Source organism: Bradyrhizobium centrosematis (genome assembly GCF_045571495.1).
Lineage (GTDB): Bacteria > Pseudomonadota > Alphaproteobacteria > Rhizobiales > Xanthobacteraceae > Bradyrhizobium > Bradyrhizobium centrosematis.
The window spans coordinates 6,794,234-6,811,271 of record NZ_CP120703.1 but is presented as its reverse complement, the minus strand read 5'-3'; the positions used below and the strand labels follow the sequence as shown (position 1 = coordinate 6,811,271).

Genomic DNA, 17,038 nt, shown 5'->3' with positions numbered 1-17,038 from the left:
GGCGGGCGCCCGGTTCGGCCGGGCGGTGCTTGATCATATGGGAGACTAGGTAGTCCTTTTTTGCGGCAAGCTCAACTCTCAGGAAACGCGCTTCAGCACAGCGTTAACCGCGGCCTCGGCGGTAATGCCGAAATGCTTGTAAAGCTCCTTTGCAGGGCCGCTTTCACCGAAGGAATGCATGCCGATGAATTCACCATCCTGGCCGATCACGGCATCCCAGCCCCAGCGCACCGCGGCCTCGATCGCAACCTTGACCGGCGCGTTGCCGATGATGGCGGCGCGCTTGGCCTCTGGTTGCGCTAACAACAGCTCGAGCGAGGGAACAGAGACCACCCGTGACGCGATGCCGCGCTCAGTGAGCTGCTTCTGGGCGGCAACCGCGATCTCGACCTCGGAGCCGGAGGCGAACAGCGTCACCTTGGCTTCGCCCTGGGCGGCGACCAGTTCATAGGCGCCCGCCGCGCAGGGATTGTCGTTCGGTGCGGTGGTACGCAGCTGCGGCAGGTTCTGGCGGGTCAACGCCAGCACGGTCGGGCCATCGACGCGGTTCAGCGCAAGCTCCCAGCACTCGGCGACTTCCATCGCATCGCAGGGACGGAATACGCGCATGTTGGGAATGGCTCTGAGCGCGGCGAGATGCTCGACCGGCTGATGGGTCGGACCGTCTTCGCCGAGACCGATCGAGTCATGGGTCATGACGTAAACGACGCCGGCGCCCATCAGGGCGGCGAGGCGCATCGCAGGCCGCGCATAGTCGGTGAAGACAAGGAACGTCGCGCCGTTCGGCGCGAAGCCGCCGTGCAGGAAGATGCCGTTCATCGCAGCCGCCATGCCGTGCTCGCGGATGCCATAATGGATGAAGCGGCCTTTCGGCGTCTTGGCCGAGAAGGCGGTCGCCGATTTCGCCTTGTTGTTGTTGGAGCCGGTGAGGTCGGCCGAGCCTGCCAGGAATTCCATCGGCATCGCGCCGGCGATCACTTCGATCACCGCTTCGGACGACTTGCGGGTCGCCGCCGTCATCGGCTTTTCCAGCAGCTCCTTCTTGTAGGCGCGCACGGCCTTGGCGAGCGAAGCGGGGCGCTCGTGACGCAGTCGGCGCTCGAACTCGGCGCGCTTGCGGCTGCCGAGCTCACCCAGGCGTGCTTCCCATTCCTGCCGTGCCGCGGCGCCGCGGCTGCCGGCCGCGCGCCACGCCTTCAGCACGTCATCGGGCACCGAGAACGGCTCGAGCGAGATGCCGAGATTTTCCTTGGCGGCCTTGAGCTCGTCGGCGCCGAGCGCTTCGCCATGCACCTTCGCCGTGCCGGCCTTATGCGGCGCGCCGAAGCCGATCGTGGTTCGGCAGGCGATCAGCGTCGGCTTGTTGGATTTTTGCGCGCGGGTGATTGCAGCCGCGATCGCAGCCTGGTCATGGCCGTCGATCTTCTCGGCGGCCCAGCCCGCCGACTTGAAGCGCTTCACCTGGTCGACGGAATCGGCGATCGAGGTCGGGCCGTCGATCGAGATGCCGTTGTCGTCGTAGAGCACGATCAGCTTGCCAAGCTTCCAGTGGCCGGCCATCGCGATCGCTTCCTGCGACACGCCTTCCATCAGGTCGCCGTCGGAGGCGAGCACATAGGTGTGGTGGTCGACGATCTTCTTGCCGAACTCGGCCGCGAGCATCTTCTCGGCGAGCGCCATGCCCACCGCAGTCGAGATGCCCTGGCCGAGCGGTCCGGTCGTGGTCTCGATGCCCTTGGTGCGGAAGTTCTCCGGATGTCCCGGGGTGAGCGAGTCGACCTGGCGGAACTGCTTGATCTGGTCCAGCGTCATCTCGGAATTGCCAGTGAGATACAGCAGCGAATAGAGCAGCATCGAGCCGTGACCGGCCGAGAGCACGAAGCGGTCGCGATCCGGCCAGGCGGGCGCGGCGGCGTCGAATTTCAGGAATTGCGTGAACAGCACCGTGGCGATGTCGGCGGCACCCATCGGCAGGCCGGGATGACCCGATTTCGCCTTCTCGACGGCGTCCATCGATAGGCCGCGGATCGCGTTGGCCATACGGGTGTGATCGACCTGCGTCATGTCTGAAATCCGTCTGAAATGAGGCGCTTGGAGGCGATGTACGCCCGCGCGGGAGGAGCCTGGCGGCCACTGAAGGTCGGGGCTGGGATAGCACCTCGGTTCCGGGAGTCCAAGGCAGTCAAACGCCGATTCGGCCGCAAAAGTTGCCTCTGTGGAGATCGGTTTTCGCCGGGCTCTTGCGCGGGAGAAACGCGCGCCGCCGGACGACCTCGGTCCGATCTATCGGTGCATAGTTTCGCGGCGGCGTTGCGCTTGGCTAGCTTGCCACGTAAATTTCTGCTTCTAACCGCTTGCCGAACCGAGTCTTTTGCCGGACGGCAAGCCCCAGGAAAAGGCCACTGGGCAAAGGCCGCCAGGTTCCACCGCTGACTACATGAACGATCGCGTGTCCAACAGTGCCGCCATGACGGAGTCCTCCGCGGTCGAGATCGAGATCGCGACCCGCAGGCTGATGGCAGCGCTCGACGCGCTCGAAAGCGCGGTGGAGCGGCGACGTGATGCCGATCGCGACGAGAACGAGCTCGCGGCGCGCATTCAGGCGCTGGGCGCGGACCGCTCGCGGCTTGCCGATGAGCTCGATGGCGCGCTGGTGAAGGCACGCAGGCTCGAGCGTACCAATCGCGAGATCTCCGACCGGCTGGATTCCGCGATCGTCACGATTCGCTCGGTGCTCGATACCGGAGAGGATGGATGAGCCACATCAACGTCACCATCAACGGCCGGCAATACCGCATGGCCTGCGAGGAAGGCCAGGAGGTGCGGCTGCTCAAGCTCGCCGAAACGCTGGAGACACGCATCCAGTCGCTGCGCGGAAAATTCGGCGAGATCGGCGACGCACGCCTCACCGTGATGGCCGCGCTGACCGTCTGCGACGAGCTGGTCGACACCAGCAACCGCGTCCGCAGCCTGGAGCAGGAGCTGACCGAGCTCCGGGATTTCCGCAACGCCGCCGTCGAGCGCGCCCGCATGACGCAGACCGCCGTGGTGAACGCGCTCAACGCCGCCGCCGAGCGCATCGAGAAATCGACCCAGGTCCTGAACCGCACCGTCGGCGGCGGGATCGCGATCGGGTAGAACTCGACGTGGCCGCGCGCCTTACCCTCCCCTGGAGGGGGAGGGTCGATCGCGCGCAGCGCGAGCGGGGTGGGGTGATCTCTCCGCACGGGCAGTGTGCAAGGTGGAGAGACCGTCACCCCACCCCGTCTCACATTTCGCTGCGCTCCATGTGAGCCGACCCTCCCCCTCCAGGGGAGGGTAAGAAAGCGAGCCTGCGCCGCACTGGCGATTCGTCAGTATCGTTGTTACATTGCGCAAGCGAGGCTGCGACGTGCGTCAGGAGCCATATATCCCCGGGGCCTTATCGATCCTTTAGGGAACTGTCCCTGGCCGGGCCCGTGGGCCCGGACATATGGTGCCCACCTACTTTCGTAGGGAACTCCGGGATCGAGTGCTTCAACGGCGTACGCGGCTTCGCACTTATGTCTGCTTGGTTTGTGCCTGTCGAAATGACTGCGGCCAATTCAACAGGTGTCATGCTCCCCTGGTGCGCAATTGCGCACGTGGGCCGGGCATCCAGTACGCCGCGGCCCTTGTGTAAATCACCACCGCTTCTGGAATACTGGATCATCCGCACGTGCGGATGATGACGTGGGGGACCAAAGCACATGCCCAACACCAAAGCCGAACTCCGCGCCAAAGCCCTCGCGGCGCGCGACGCCTTGAGCGAGAAGAAGCGCATCGCCGCCGCCGCAAAGCTTGCCAGGCGCGGGCTGCCGTTCAAGCTGCTGCCCGGCAGCATCGTCTCCGGCTACGCGCCGATCCGCAGCGAGATCGATCCGATGCCGCTGCTCACGAGGCTCGCGGAGGAGGGCGCCAGACTGGCGCTGCCCTGCGTCACCGCGCGCGGCCAGGCCCTGATCTTCCGCATCTTCCATCCGAACGACCGGCTGATGCTCGGCCCGCTCGGCATTCCCGAGCCGTCGCCGGCAGCCGCCGAAGTCATTCCCGACATCATGCTGACGCCGCTCGCGGCGTTCGATCGCCTCGGCCATCGCATCGGCTATGGTGCGGGGCATTACGATTTCACCTTCGCGCATTTGCGCAAAACCAAGCACATCGTCGGTGTCGGGCTCGCTTTCGCAGCGCAGGAGATCAAGGCGGTTCCGGCACTATCGCACGACGTCGCGCTGGATTATGTGCTAACGGAATCGGACGTGTTCGATTTCCGGAGTTCTGAAGTTGCGCATTCTCTTCGTGGGTGACGTCGTCGGCCGTAGCGGACGTGAGGCCGTCGCCGAATATCTGCCTGGCATGGTCAAGGACTGGTCACTCGATTTCGTCGTCGTGAATGGCGAGAATTCGGCCGGCGGCTTCGGCATCACGGAAGCGATTTATCAGGAATTCATCGAGGCCGGCGCCGATGCGGTGACGCTCGGCAACCACTCCTGGGACCAGCGCGAAGCCCTCGTGTTCATCGAGCGCGCCGACCGCCTGGTGCGCCCCGCCAACTATCCGCGTGGCACCCCCGGCCGCGGCGCCGCCTTGGTCGAGACCAAGAACGGCAAGCACGCACTCGTCGTCAACGCCTTGGGGCGCGTCTTCATGACTCCATTCGACGATCCCTTCGCGGCCCTGGAGCGCGAGCTAGGGGCCTGTCCGCTCGGCGTTGCCGCGGATGCTATCGTCGTCGATTTCCACTGCGAGGCGTCGAGCGAGAAGCAGGGCATCGGCTTCTTCTGCGACGGCCGCGCCAGCCTCGTCGTCGGCACGCACACGCATGTGCCGACCGCTGACCACCAGATCCTGTCAGGCGGCACCGCCTACATGACCGACGCCGGCATGACCGGTGACTACGACTCCATCATCGGCATGCAGAAGGAAGAGCCGCTGCGGCGGTTCACATCAGGCATTCCGTCCGGCCGCTTCGAGCCGGCAGCGGGTGCGGCAACGCTCAGCGGCGTCGCCGTGGAGACGGACGATGCGACGGGCCTCGCCCTGAAGATCGCGCCGGTGCGCGTCGGTGGCCGGCTGGAGCCGGCGACGCCAAGATTCTGGTTGAGCTGAACGAAGCCACGACGAACGCCGCTGCCCACCCTCCCCTGGAGGGCAGGGCTATCGCATATGGATTTCGCGAGGACCGCGGGCTTGCTCCGCCTCTCCCGCTTGCGGGAGAGGCCGACGCGCTCGCAGAGCGCGGCGGGTGAGGGCTTTCGCCAGTCGGGGGCATTTTCCCCAATTCTCGACAATCCCAATGCGGAGACAGCCCCCACCCCAGCCCTCCCCCGCAAGCGGGAGAGGGAGCCGACTGCCACTGCCGACGCATCGTGCACACATATGAGATAGCCCTGCCTCGAGCAGACGGTAAGAGACAGCGCTACTCCGCGGTCTGCCCTCTCAACTCCGCGACATCCTTCGCCGTCAGCTTCGAGCCCTTCGCACCGAACCGCGCCGTGACATAGTTCGCGACCGCCGCGATCTCGTCGTCGGTATAGGCATTGCCGAACGCCGGCATCGACAGCGCACCGTCAGGCGTATGCCGCTTGGTGCCCGAGATCACGATCTGCGCGACGTTGGTGGCGGCGGGGTCGTTGACGGCCCAGGTGCCGGTCAGCGTCGCCATCGGAGAGACCGGGCTCTCGCCGCTCCAGCCGTGACAGCTGGCGCAGGCGCTGGCGAACACCTTCTTGCCGCGCGCGTCCGCCGTGACACCGTCGCGGTGCGAGGCGGGCGCGACCGGCGCGGTCGTGGCGGGCAGATCGGGCGAGGGCTGCGGCGGCACGCTGCGCAAGTAAGCAACGATCGAGCGGATGTCCTCTGGCGCGAACTGGCTGAAGCTATGATCGACGGCTTCGCCCATCGGGCCCGAGGCCGAGCCGTGGCCCGGCGCGTGGCCGACCGACAGATAGGAGATCAAATCCTGATCGCTCCAATTGCCGAGACCCGTGGCTTTGTCGGAGGAGATGTTGAAAGCGCGCCAGCCGGCCGTAATGGCACCGGCGAACTTCCTGCGATTGTCGAGCGCAAAGCCGAGATTGCGCGGGGTGTGGCATTCGCCGCAATGCGCCAGCGCCTCGGCAAGATACGCACCTCTGTTCCACTCCGGACTTTTCGACGTGTCGGGCGCAAAGCGCGTGTCCGGATTGAACACGGCCGACCAGACGATCATCGCCCCGCGCTGGTTGAATGGGAACGACAGCGTATTGTCCGGTCCCCTCGCGCGCACCGGCGGCAGGCTGAACAGATAGGCCTTCACCGCCAGCACGTCCTCGTCGGTCATGAACGTGTAAGACGTGTAGGGCATGGCCGGATAGAGCCGGGCGCCGTCGCGGCGCTTGCCGTGCTGGACTGCGTTCAGAAAGTCCTGATCGCTATAATTGCCGATGCCGGTGTCCTTGTCCGGCGTGATGTTGGTGGAATAGAGCGTGCCGAACGGCAGCTTGAACGCGAGCCCACCGGAATACTCCTTCTCGCCCGGCTTGGTGTGGCAGACCATGCAGTCGGCCGCCTTGGCGAGATACTCGCCGCGTTCGACCAGGCTCGCCTTCTCCAGCTTGGCAGGCACGCCGGTCGGCTTGCCGGCGCGGTAATCCGCCAGCGCCACCTTGGGTCCGCCGGCAAAATCGAGCGGGCCGGGCCCGCGAATGGCGAAGACGCCGATTCCGATCGCCACGATGGCGATGACGACGATGCCAATGAAGATACGCATCTTGCCGCTCATGCCTTCTTCCCCACGGCTAGCAATTTCCGATCGATCGGCAAGCGGCGTAGCGTCACGCCGGTTGCTGCAAGAATGGCGTTGCGCAGTGCAGGCGGCCCGGCATTGACGCCGGCCTCGCCGATACCGCCGGGGGCCTCGCCGCTTTTGACGACGAACACCTCGATCTTCGGCGTCTCGTTGATGCGCATCATGCGGTAGTCATGGAAGTTCGACTGCTGCACGCGGCCCTTCTCGATGGTGATCTCGCCATAAAGCGCGGCGGTGAGGCCGAAGATCAACCCGCCCTCGATCTGCGCTTTCACCGTATCGGGGTTGACCGCGATGCCGGTGTCCACCACCGAGGTGACGCGGCGGAGCGTGATCTCGCCGATGTCGTCGATCTCGGCTTCCACCACGGTCGCGATGAAGCTTGCGAAAGACGGTTGCACGCAGACGCCGCGCCCGACGCGCGGCGGCAAAGGTTGACCCCAGCCGGATTTTTCGGCGACCTGGCCCAGCACCGCGAGCATGCGCGGGTTCTTGGTCAGCATGGACTTGCGGAATTCGATCGGGTCCTTGCCGGTCTTGCGCGCCAGCTCGTCCATCGCGCATTCGACCGCGAACACGTTGTTGTTCGGGCCGACGCCGCGCCAGAAGCCGGTCGGCACTGCCGGAGGCTCGGCGCGAACGTATTCGACGTGGAAATTGGCGAAGTCATAGGGAGCATCGACCGCGGCGTCGATCGCATCGATGTCGATGCCCTTCTGGAACGCCGGCGGCAGCCAGCGCGCGAGCACCGCGGAGCCCGCGACCTTGTACTTCCAGCCTGCGACCTTGCCGTCCACCAGCGACGCCGTGATCTGGTCGCGATAGACCGGGCGATAGACGTCGTGCTGGATGTCCTCCTCGCGGGTCCACACCACCTTCACGGGATAGTCGACCTGCTTGGCGATCTTGACCGCCGCGACCACCATATCGGGCTCGAGCTTGCGGCCGAAGCCACCGCCGAGCAGATGCTGGTTGACGATCACCTTGTCGACGGGAAGACCGGCGGCCTTTGCGGCCTCCGACTGCACGCGGGTCATGATCTGCGTGCCGGTCCAGATCTCGCAGGCATCAGGCCTGACGTGGACGGTCGCATTGATCGGCTCCATCGAGGCGTGGGCGAGGAACGGCAGCTCGTAGGCCGCCTCGAACTTGTCGCCGCTGGCGAGCGCCTTGGCGATATCGCCCTCGGATTTTGCGACCGCACCATCCTTCTCGCTGGCCTTGCGCAGATCGCCCCAGATATCTTTCGTGGAAATCTCAGAGTTCGGTCCCTCGTTCCACTCGATCTTGAGCGCTTCGAGACCTTTCTTCGCGGCCCACATGTGATCGCCGATCACCGCGACAGCGTCGTCGAGCACGACGACCTTGTGCACGCCGGCGACCTTCGTTGCCGCGCTGTCGTCGACCTTGCCGACCTTGCCGCCGAACACCGGGCAATTGGCAATCGCTGCGATCTTCATGCCCGGCAGGATCGCGTCGATGCCGTAGACGGCCTTGCCGTTGACCTTGTCCGGCGTGTCGAGCCGCTTCAGCGGCTGGCCGATGAGGACGAAATCCTTGGGGTCCTTGACCGCGACGTCTTTCGGCGGTGTCTGGCTCTGGGCTGCAAGCGCCAGCTCGCCATAGCCCAGCTTGCGGCCGCTCGCGGCGTGCGCGACCTCACCCTTCGACGCGGTGCAGCTCGATGGCGCGACGCCCCACTGGCTGGCCGCAGCCTGGACCAGCATCGCGCGCGCCGTCGCGCCGGCCTTGCGCAGCGGCAGCCACCAGGCGCGGATCGAGTTCGAGTTGCCGGTGACCTGAAGGCCGAAAGTCGGATTGCCATAGAGCTTGTCGTTGGGCGGGGCGTGCTGCACCTCGACCTTGCTCCAGTCCGCATCGAGCTCCTCGGCGATCACGGCCGAGATCGAGGTGTAGGTGCCCTGGCCCATCTCGACCTGCGGCATCATTAGGATGGTGCGGCCGGTCTGGTCGATGCGGATGAAGGCGTTGGGCGCGAACTTGCCGTCGGTCACATCGCGCTGCGGCGGCTCGTTGGGGGCGGCGCGCAGCGGCAGATGGAAGGCGAGCAGGAAGCCGCTGGCGAGACCGCCGGTCAGAAGCGCGCGGCGGGAGACGTTGTTGTGTGCGTTCATGGCGGAGCTCACGATTGACGGCCGTTCGCGGCCTGCTTGATGGCCTCGCGGATGCGCACATAGGTGCCGCAGCGGCAGATGTTGCCGGCCATCGCGGCATCGATGTCGGAATCGTCGGGGTTCGGCGTCGTCGCCAGCAGCGCGGCGGCCGCCATGATCTGGCCGGACTGACAATAGCCGCACTGGATCACTTCGGCCTCGAGCCAGGCCTTCTGCACCTTGGCGCCCGCCGGCGTGCTGCCGACATGTTCGATGGTGGTGATGGCGCGGTTCACGACGGCGCTTACCGGCAACACGCAGGAGCGCACGGCCTTGCCGTCGACATGCACCGTGCAGGCGCCGCATTGCGCGATGCCGCAGCCGAACTTGGTGCCGGTCATGCCGAGGATGTCGCGCAGCACCCACAGCAGCGGCATGTCCGGTGGCGCGTCGAACGATTTCGTTTCGCCGTTGATGGTGAGAGTTGTTGCCATGTGCATCCCCTTGCTCGACGAACGCTCGCGGCGCTCGGCGATTTGCGCGCGACCATAATCATACCGACGCGAAACGTTGAAGCTTCCAAAATCGCAGCAATGCATATTTGCGCGATCGAAGCGGAAGACCATGACGTTCACGAATTTGTGCGGCGATCGCTGCAGGCTTTAAGGGCTAATTGATATGATCATCGTCATGTTTTGACGCATTTTCGTCGCGCGTGCCGTCGATCGCAGCAGATGATCGTGTGAATGCGAAAAATCGTGCGATGACGAAAGTCGTGCGATTGGGAAAGTCTTGTGATCGGAGAGCCGCGCGACGGCGAACCTCTCCTGCTGCCATCCTTCGAGACGCCCGCCTCCGGCGGGCCCTCAGGATGAGGACCGAGGGTGAGGCCGTAGTTTGGACGAGCACCGATCCCACCTAGCCTCATCCTGAGGAGACCGCTGAAAGCGGTCGTCTCGAAGGACGAGGCGCTTGCTCAGGCCTCGCCAAGCCGGCATACGAAATTTCGGAATATTGGCATTATGCGCCTGTGTTGCCCGACAAGTCAAAACGGGCCACGGCCTGTCCACGTAAGCCATTGATTTCGCGCGCTGCGGCTACTGTGCATGGGGTTGTTTTTCAGCTTTTTGATCGAGCGCCCTTGTCGCCCGCCGTCAGCCTTGCCGAAAGCCCATCCGGAAGGCGCCCCAGTGCTTGCCGCGGATCATGATCGGCGAGGACAGGTCCTTCATCAGCACGAACTGTCCGCCGCCCATGTCGCGGCGATAGGTCTGGAGCAGGAATGGCTTGGTATTGGCTGCGACCTTCTTCACCGTGCGGTCGTTGAACAGGCGGCGGTTGCGGCAGTTGGCGTTGTTCCAGACCGGGTCCTTGCCCTGCGGCAGCCGGTAGTTCGGGTTGTGGGTCGGCAGATAGCCGCTCCTCGCCCAGGCGACGCAGTAGACGATGCGCGGATCGGATTTCTGGATCGGGTCCTGGATCGCGGGCAGCACGCGGTCGGTGAACTCGACATAGTCGGTGAGGTACTGTTTCGGATCGGTGCCGGGAATTTCGCGATAGGTCTCGTCCAGGAGCTGATCGAGCGTGATCTCGCCGCGATCGATCGCCGCCTCGAACTCGGCCGAGATCCGCTTCGCTGTCTCGACCACGACACGGATCAGCGGGGTGTCCGACGTCTCCACGCCGCTGTCGGCGATCAGCGCGATCAGACCCTCCGATGTGTCGAGCAGCTTCGCCACCCGCTCGTCGGCGTGCTTGAGGTCGCGCGAGGAGAGGTCGACGCCCTTGGCGAGCTCGTTGAGCTCGCTGATCACGGTGTCGCAATGTCCGAGGTTGGACGTTGCGGCGCGCGTGACGTTGTCGATCTCCGCTTCCACGGAGGCGAACCCCTGCTGAACGCGCGAGATGATGCCGGAGATCGCTTGCGCGCCTTCGCCCGCGGTCTTGGCGCGCTGGGAGGCGTCGCTGCTCTCGCCGATCAGGCCTTCGATCTGGCCGTCGAGATCGCGCACGGTGTCGGAGATCTGGTGCGTGGCCTGGCGGGTCGCCTCGGCAAGGTTCTTCACCTCGCTTGCGACCACCGCAAAGCCGCGGCCGGCATTGCCGGCGCGGGCGGCTTCGATGGTGGCGTTTAGGGCCAGCAGATTGGTCTGCTTGGCGATCGCCTCGATCGAGCCGGACACTTTCGCGACCTGCGCCAGCGCCGAGCCGACGGCGCTGAGGCGCGCCTCGATCCGCTCCACCGCTGCGACGAGCTCGGAGATGTGGCTGACCGCGCTGTCGACGGCGCTGCGCGACTGCGTGATCTCGCCGACCGCCGCGGAGGTGGTGGTTTGCACGGCCTGCGATGCATTGGCAATGTCGTGGTTGGCCGAGACCATCGTCTCGGCCGTCTTCTGCAGGTGATGGAACCGTTCGGATTGGTTGGCGACGCGATTTGCGACGTCCTGGACGTTGCCGGCGATATCGGCCAGTTCTACGCCGAGGCCGCCGATGCGGTCGGCAAGCTGATCGATCAGGCGTTCAGCCAGCGTGCGGTTGGAGCCGGTGTCCATGACGGCAATTTGTGCGACGGACATGTCGATGAGTCCTCCAGTCAGAGCCGCACCCCGGCTCACGGTGGCATTCCCATTCCAGCCCGAACTCTAGAAGATGATTCGCGATCGGCGTCTTGCCTGAGCGTGCACTCAGGCGCAGTTCGCGCCTTCTTTGTCTGTTCCGAGGGGGGCCCTTTTGAGAGGAAGCGGCGCGGTTTTCCGCACCCTCGCCCTAGAGCTTGTAAGCGGTGCGGAATCCACCCCAGTGCCGGCCCTGCACGCGGATCGGGACGTCGATCTCGCGCATCATCACCGTATTCCCGTTGCCCATGTCGCGCGCATAGCTCTGGACCAAGTACGATCGCAGGTTGCGTGCGGCGGCAAGCCCTGCCGGATCGTTGAATATCCGCCGGTTGCGGCTATTGGCGGTGTTCCAGGCGACATCGCCCGGCCGTTGCGGATGCGAATAGATCTTGTTGTGCACCGGCAGGAAGCCGTTGCGGTCGACCATGGCGCAGAACGCCATGCGCTGGTCCTTCGCCAGGAAGGCCTCCTGGAACGGCGGCAAGGCGCGGTCGGCCCAGTCGAGATATTTGGTGCGGAATTGCTGCGGATTGGTTCCGGCGATTTCGACATAGTCGGTGTCGAAGAGGTCGTCGATCCCGATCTCGCCGCGCGCGACCGCCTGCTCGAAGATCTTGGTCAGTGCGTTGCCCGCCTCCATCGCGCGGGTGACGAACTCGGTGTTCTCCTCGTGGATCGACCAGAGCTTGTCCTCGATCTTCTCCTTGAGCTCGGCAGTGGGGCTGGCGAATTGCGCGCGCGCGCCGGCCTTGGATTGCTCGACCACGCGCAGGCGACAGGCGCCGACGTCCTCGAGGGTGCCATCGATCATCGCTTGCGGCGCAAGCCGGCCGGCATCTGCGCCGCCGATCAAGACGCCGTCCATCGCGATTTCGTAGACCGGCATCACGCCGCGGGCGCTCTCGAATTTGAGATGGCAGGGCAGCCGTTCGGTCTTGCGCCGGTCGTCGTGCGCGCTCTGGCGCAGCAGCACGGCGCAACGCGATTTCAGCTTTTGCGCAAAGGTGGTGACGGCCTTGCCGGCGCTGGCGACGTTTTCGCCGTGGCTTTCGGCTGCCTTGGTCGCGGCATCGATCTCGGCCGCGCTCTCCCCGACCGAGACGATGAACTCGGAGGCGCTGGCGGCGTTGCCGGAGACTTCGCTGGTGGTGGCGTTCTGCTCGGCGACCGCGCCGTTGACGGTCTCGAACACCGGGCGGATCGCTTCGATCGCCTGCGAGATGCGGTGCACGGCATCGGCGGAGCCCGCGGCGTCGCGCTGCAGTGCGTCGATCTTCTTCGTGATCTCTTCCGTCGCGCTCTGGGTCTGCACCGCGAGCGCCTTGACCTCTGTGGCGACGACCGCAAAACCCTTTCCCGCAGCGCCCGCGCGCGCCGCCTCGATGGTCGAGTTGAGGGCGAGCAGCGTGGTCTGCCGCGCGATCTGCGCGATCAGATTGACGACGTTGCCGATGGCGGCGGAGGATTCGCGCAGGCGGTCGACGTTGGCGCGGGCTTCCTGCGCCGCGGCGCTGGCCTCGTCGGCGAGCTTGCCGGCCTCGCGAACCTGCGTCCCGATGCCAAGGGCGGACTGGGTGAACTTGTCGGCGGCAAGGGCGAAGGTGGATGCGGTCGATTGGGCGGCGTTGGTCCGGCCGGTCAGGGCATCGGTGCGGTCGCGAATGGCGGCAAGGGTCGCCGCAGTCGCCTCGGCGCCGCCGGCCACCGAATTGGCGGCGCGTTCGAGCTGGCGGATCATGGCGCCGAGCTCGAGTTCCAGCAGCTCCAGGATTTCCCGTGCCGAATCGGTTTCGGCCGCGGCCGCGGGCTCGGATTGGACCGCCGCCTGCGGAGCCGGCGGGGCGGCCACCGGCGCAGCCGGGTCCGGCAGACGCTTCCGAAATAGTCCGAACGCCATCAGCTCTCTCTTGTCGGGGAACGGTCGGACGCTATTTTCGCAGGCCGGAATGAAATCAGGGTTAACGATGCCCGACCTCTAGGCACCGGCGATTACGGTGGCTACCTTTACACTGCTACCTCGGGGCAGCAGATCCCTTTGATTCCGGTGGGGTGGCGGCCTATAAGGCCGCGCTTCCCACGCTCATCTTTGGCTGACGATTCCTCAAGAGACCACGCATGGCCGGACATTCCCAATTCAAGAACATCATGCACCGCAAGGGGCGGCAGGATGCCCAGAAGTCGAAGCTGTTCGGCAAGCTGGCGCGGGAAATCACCGTCGCCGCCAAGCTGGGCACGCCCGACCCTGCCATGAACCCCCGTCTGCGCGCTGCCGTGATTGCCGCGCGCCAGGAGAACATGCCGAAGGACAATATCGAGCGCGCCATCAAGAAGGCACTCGGCAGCGACGGCGAGAACTATGACGAGATCCGCTACGAGGGTTATGGCCCCGGTGGCGTCGCGGTCATCGTCGAGGCGCTGACCGACAACCGCAACCGCGCTGCCTCCGACATCCGCTCCTTCTTCACCAAATCCGGCGGAAATCTCGGCGAAACCGGCTCGGTGTCGTTCATGTTCGACCGCACCGGCATCATCGAATACGACCGCAGCGTCGCCTCCGACGACGCGGTGCTGGATGCCGCGATCGAGGCCGGTGCCGACGACGTTGTGTCCGGCGAGGGTGGCCACGAGATCTACGCCTCGACCGAAGGCTATCGCGACGTCGCCAAGGCGCTAGAAGCCAAGTTCGGCGAGCCGCGCAAGGCCGCCTTGATCTGGAAGCCACAGAATACGGTCGCGGTGGACGACGAAACCGGCGAGAAGCTGCTCAAGCTGATGGATTTGCTCAACGAGCACGACGACGTCCAGAACGTCTACGCCAATTTCGAGGTGTCGGACGCGCTGATGGCGAAGATGGGCGGGTAGCGCCGTCTCGGACGCGGCGCAGCGCGAAGCGGTGCGCCCACAGCGCCGCGCGCGCTGGAGGCGACTGGGCCCACTTCCCCTGTTACTTCTGTTCTGTTTCTGTTTCGCTCCTCCCGGCCAGCGGCTATCACTGGCCCATGACCGCACTCCCGATTCGCGCTCCCGTCCGCATCATCGGCATCGACCCCGGCCTGCGCCGCACCGGCTGGGGCGTGATCGAGGCTGACGGCAACCGCCTGATCTATGTGGCCTGCGGCTCGGTGGAACCGCCGAACGATTTGCCGCTGGCGAGCCGGCTGCTCGCGATCCACGAAGGGCTGGCCGCCGTGCTCTCGAACCATCAGCCGGTGGAGGCTGCAGTCGAGCAGACCTTCGTCAACAAGGACGGCGTTGCGACGCTGAAGCTCGGTCAGGCTCGCGGCGTCGCCATGCTGGCGCCCGCAATGTTCGGCATCACGGTGGCCGAATACGCGCCCAATCAGGTCAAGAAGACCGTTGTCGGTGCCGGCCACGCCGAGAAGGCCCAGATCGCGATGATGCTGAAGATTCTTCTGCCCAAGGCCGAGCCGCCGTCAGCCGACGCCGCGGACGCGCTCGCCATCGCCATCACCCATGCCCATCACCGCCAGAGCACCGCGCTTCGGCTCAAGGTGGCGGGACTCTAATGCGCGTTGCGAGGCACAGATGAGCCGCATGGACGGTGCGCTCCCTCCCCCCTTGTGGGGGAGGGGTGGGGACAGGGGTAGCCGCACCGGCGGTGTCGCCGTCGTTGGTGACCTGCGCACGCCATTCTCGCGGCTTCGAGAGAGTCCCCGTCTGGCACCCCCCTCCCTGACCCTCCCCCACAACGGGGGAGGGAACGGACAGACATTGCCGTGCGGCGTTCAGGCAGTGGGTGCGCAGCGATGATCGGCAAGCTCAAGGGCCTGATCGATTCCTATGGCGAGGATTTCGTCATTCTCGACGTCGGCGGTGTCGGGTATCAGGTGCATTGCTCGTCGCGCACGCTGCAGCATCTGCCATCGCCGGGCGAAGCGGCCGTGCTATCGATCGAGACTTACGTCCGCGAGGATCAAATCAAGCTGTTCGGCTTTCGCACCGACCAGGAGCGCGAATGGTTTCGCCTGCTCCAGACCGTGCAGGGCGTCGGCGCCAAGGTCGCGCTCGCCGTGCTCGGCACGCTGGCGCCGGCCGATCTCGCCAACGCCATTGCGCTGCGTGACAAGGCGGCGGTGTCGCGAACGCCCGGCGTCGGCCCCAAGGTCGCCGAGCGCATCGTCACCGAATTGAAGGACAAGGCGCCCGCCTTTGCCAATGTCGATCCCGCCGTCGTGCATCTTGCCGGCGCCGTCGACGACCAGCGCGCGCCGCGGCCCGTGGCGGATGCGATCTCTGCGCTGGTCAATCTCGGCTACGGGCAGCCGCAGGCAGCGGCCGCGATTGCGTCAGCCTCGCGCAGCGCGGGTGAAGGCGCCGAGACCGCGCAGCTTATCCGCCTCGGCCTGAAGGAGCTCGCGAAGTGAGCGATCCCAAGGCCAGCCGCATGGTCTCGCCCGAGCGCCGCAGCGACGATGTCGGCGACACTGCGCTGCGCCCGCAATCGCTGTCCGATTTCGTTGGCCAGCAGCAGGCGCGCAAGAATCTCTCGATCTTCATCGAGGCGGCGCGCAAGCGCGGCGAGGCGCTGGATCACGTGCTGTTCGTGGGACCGCCCGGCCTCGGCAAGACCACGCTGGCGCAGATCGTGGCGAAAGAGCTCGGCGTCGGCTTTCGCGCCACCTCGGGTCCTGTGATTGCCAAGGCCGGCGATCTCGCAGCGCTGCTGACCAATCTCGAAGAGCGCGACGTGCTTTTCATCGACGAGATCCATCGCCTGAGCCCGGCGGTCGAGGAGGTGCTCTATCCCGCGATGGAGGATTTCCAGCTCGACCTCATCATCGGCGAAGGTCCGGCGGCGCGCTCGGTGAAGATCGAGCTGTCGAAATTCACCCTGGTCGGCGCCACCACGCGCGCAGGGCTCCTCACCAATCCCTTGCGCGATCGCTTCGGCATTCCGGTGCGGCTCAATTTCTACACCATCGAGGAGCTCGAGAGCATCGTCAGCCGCGGCGCGCGCGTGCTCAATGTCGGCATGAGCGCGGACGGCGCCAACGAGATCGCCCGCCGCGCCCGCGGCACGCCGCGCATCGCCGGGCGCTTGCTGAGGCGCGTGCGCGATTTCGCCTCGGCGGCGAATGCCGACACGATCGACCGCAAGATCGCCGACCACGCGCTGAGCGCGCTCGAGGTCGACGCCGCCGGCCTCGATGCGATGGATCGCCGCTATCTCTCGACCATCGCGCTCAACTATGGTGGCGGTCCGGTCGGCGTCGAGACCATGGCCGCGGCGCTGTCCGAGCCACGCGATGCGATCGAGGACATCATCGAGCCCTATCTCATCCAGTGCGGCTATCTCCAGCGCACCCCGCGCGGCCGCCTGCTCACCTCGCACGCCTTCCGCCATCTCGGCATCGCCGAGCCCTCGCGCGATGCGGCGGCACAGTTCGGCCTGTTCGGCACGGATGACAGCGAGGAGTGATCTGCTGAACCGCGCGCCGGTCCGGCTTTGATGAATTTCCGTTAACCTCGTGCAG

The 17,038-nt window shown here is 65.7% G+C and carries 14 protein-coding genes and 1 other RNA gene; 9 read left to right on the top strand and 6 right to left on the bottom strand.

The window, feature by feature from the left end; all coding sequences use genetic code 11:
* Positions 1-78 precede the first annotated feature (78 nt).
* A complete protein-coding gene (gene tkt / locus P6U31_RS32125) occupies positions 79-2,064 on the bottom strand; it encodes a transketolase (protein ID WP_407185637.1) in 1,986 nt (661 codons plus the stop codon).
* Between the two features lie 373 nt (positions 2,065-2,437).
* Here tkt and P6U31_RS32120 point away from each other — a divergent pair, with 373 nt between their 5' ends.
* The 5 genes from P6U31_RS32120 to P6U31_RS32100 all read left to right on the top strand — a co-directional run bounded on the left by P6U31_RS32120 (position 2,438) and on the right by P6U31_RS32100 (position 5,127).
* Positions 2,438-2,758: a DUF4164 domain-containing protein gene (locus tag P6U31_RS32120; RefSeq protein ID WP_407190013.1), complete on the top strand. Its 321-nt coding sequence runs from the start codon at positions 2,438-2,440 to the stop codon at positions 2,756-2,758.
* Positions 2,755-3,138, top strand: a complete 384-nt coding sequence (locus tag P6U31_RS32115; RefSeq protein ID WP_128927912.1) for a cell division protein ZapA — start codon at positions 2,755-2,757, stop codon at positions 3,136-3,138. The genes P6U31_RS32120 and P6U31_RS32115 overlap by 4 nt, the downstream gene beginning before the upstream one ends.
* Positions 3,139-3,378: 240 nt before the next feature.
* Positions 3,379-3,539: non-coding RNA, 6S RNA (gene ssrS / locus P6U31_RS32110), on the top strand.
* Between the two features lie 189 nt (positions 3,540-3,728).
* Entirely contained in the window at positions 3,729-4,325 is a 597-nt protein-coding gene (locus P6U31_RS32105; RefSeq protein WP_407185636.1) for a 5-formyltetrahydrofolate cyclo-ligase, read from the top strand.
* Positions 4,303-5,127, top strand: a complete 825-nt coding sequence (locus tag P6U31_RS32100; protein WP_407185635.1) for a TIGR00282 family metallophosphoesterase — start codon at positions 4,303-4,305, stop codon at positions 5,125-5,127. The genes P6U31_RS32105 and P6U31_RS32100 overlap by 23 nt, the downstream gene beginning before the upstream one ends.
* 310 nt (positions 5,128-5,437) lie before the next feature.
* Here P6U31_RS32100 and P6U31_RS32095 read toward each other — a convergent pair whose 3' ends face one another.
* The 5 genes from P6U31_RS32095 to P6U31_RS32075 all read right to left on the bottom strand — a co-directional run bounded on the left by P6U31_RS32095 (position 5,438) and on the right by P6U31_RS32075 (position 13,440).
* The gene (locus tag P6U31_RS32095) at positions 5,438-6,781 is read right to left on the bottom strand and encodes a c-type cytochrome (protein WP_407185634.1); all 1,344 of its coding nucleotides are present in this window, start codon (positions 6,779-6,781) and stop codon (positions 5,438-5,440) included.
* Entirely contained in the window at positions 6,778-8,943 is a 2,166-nt protein-coding gene (locus P6U31_RS32090; RefSeq protein WP_407185633.1) for a molybdopterin cofactor-binding domain-containing protein, read from the bottom strand. The genes P6U31_RS32095 and P6U31_RS32090 overlap by 4 nt, the downstream gene beginning before the upstream one ends.
* An 8-nt stretch (positions 8,944-8,951) precedes the next feature.
* Positions 8,952-9,416: a (2Fe-2S)-binding protein gene (locus P6U31_RS32085; protein ID WP_407185632.1), complete on the bottom strand. Its 465-nt coding sequence runs from the start codon at positions 9,414-9,416 to the stop codon at positions 8,952-8,954.
* 660 nt (positions 9,417-10,076) lie between these two features.
* On the bottom strand, positions 10,077-11,501 hold the full coding sequence (locus P6U31_RS32080) for a methyl-accepting chemotaxis protein (RefSeq protein WP_407185631.1): 1,425 nt from the start codon (positions 11,499-11,501) through the stop codon (positions 10,077-10,079).
* A 190-nt stretch (positions 11,502-11,691) separates the two neighbouring features.
* Entirely contained in the window at positions 11,692-13,440 is a 1,749-nt protein-coding gene (locus P6U31_RS32075) for a methyl-accepting chemotaxis protein (protein ID WP_407185630.1), read from the bottom strand.
* 218 nt (positions 13,441-13,658) lie between these two features.
* Between P6U31_RS32075 and P6U31_RS32070 the strand changes: the two genes are divergently transcribed.
* From P6U31_RS32070 to ruvB, 4 genes are all read left to right on the top strand, one after another.
* Positions 13,659-14,405 carry a YebC/PmpR family DNA-binding transcriptional regulator gene (locus P6U31_RS32070; protein ID WP_126261898.1) on the top strand — a complete coding sequence of 249 codons (747 nt, stop codon included), beginning with the start codon at positions 13,659-13,661 and terminating at the stop codon, positions 14,403-14,405.
* A gap of 137 nt (positions 14,406-14,542) precedes the next feature.
* The gene (gene ruvC, locus P6U31_RS32065) at positions 14,543-15,070 is read left to right on the top strand and encodes a crossover junction endodeoxyribonuclease RuvC (RefSeq protein WP_407185629.1); all 528 of its coding nucleotides are present in this window, start codon (positions 14,543-14,545) and stop codon (positions 15,068-15,070) included.
* 240 nt (positions 15,071-15,310) lie between these two features.
* The gene (ruvA, locus tag P6U31_RS32060; protein ID WP_254125428.1) at positions 15,311-15,928 is read left to right on the top strand and encodes a Holliday junction branch migration protein RuvA; all 618 of its coding nucleotides are present in this window, start codon (positions 15,311-15,313) and stop codon (positions 15,926-15,928) included.
* A 20-nt stretch (positions 15,929-15,948) separates the two neighbouring features.
* Entirely contained in the window at positions 15,949-16,983 is a 1,035-nt protein-coding gene (gene ruvB, locus P6U31_RS32055; protein ID WP_407190012.1) for a Holliday junction branch migration DNA helicase RuvB, read from the top strand.
* Positions 16,984-17,038 lie beyond the last annotated feature (55 nt).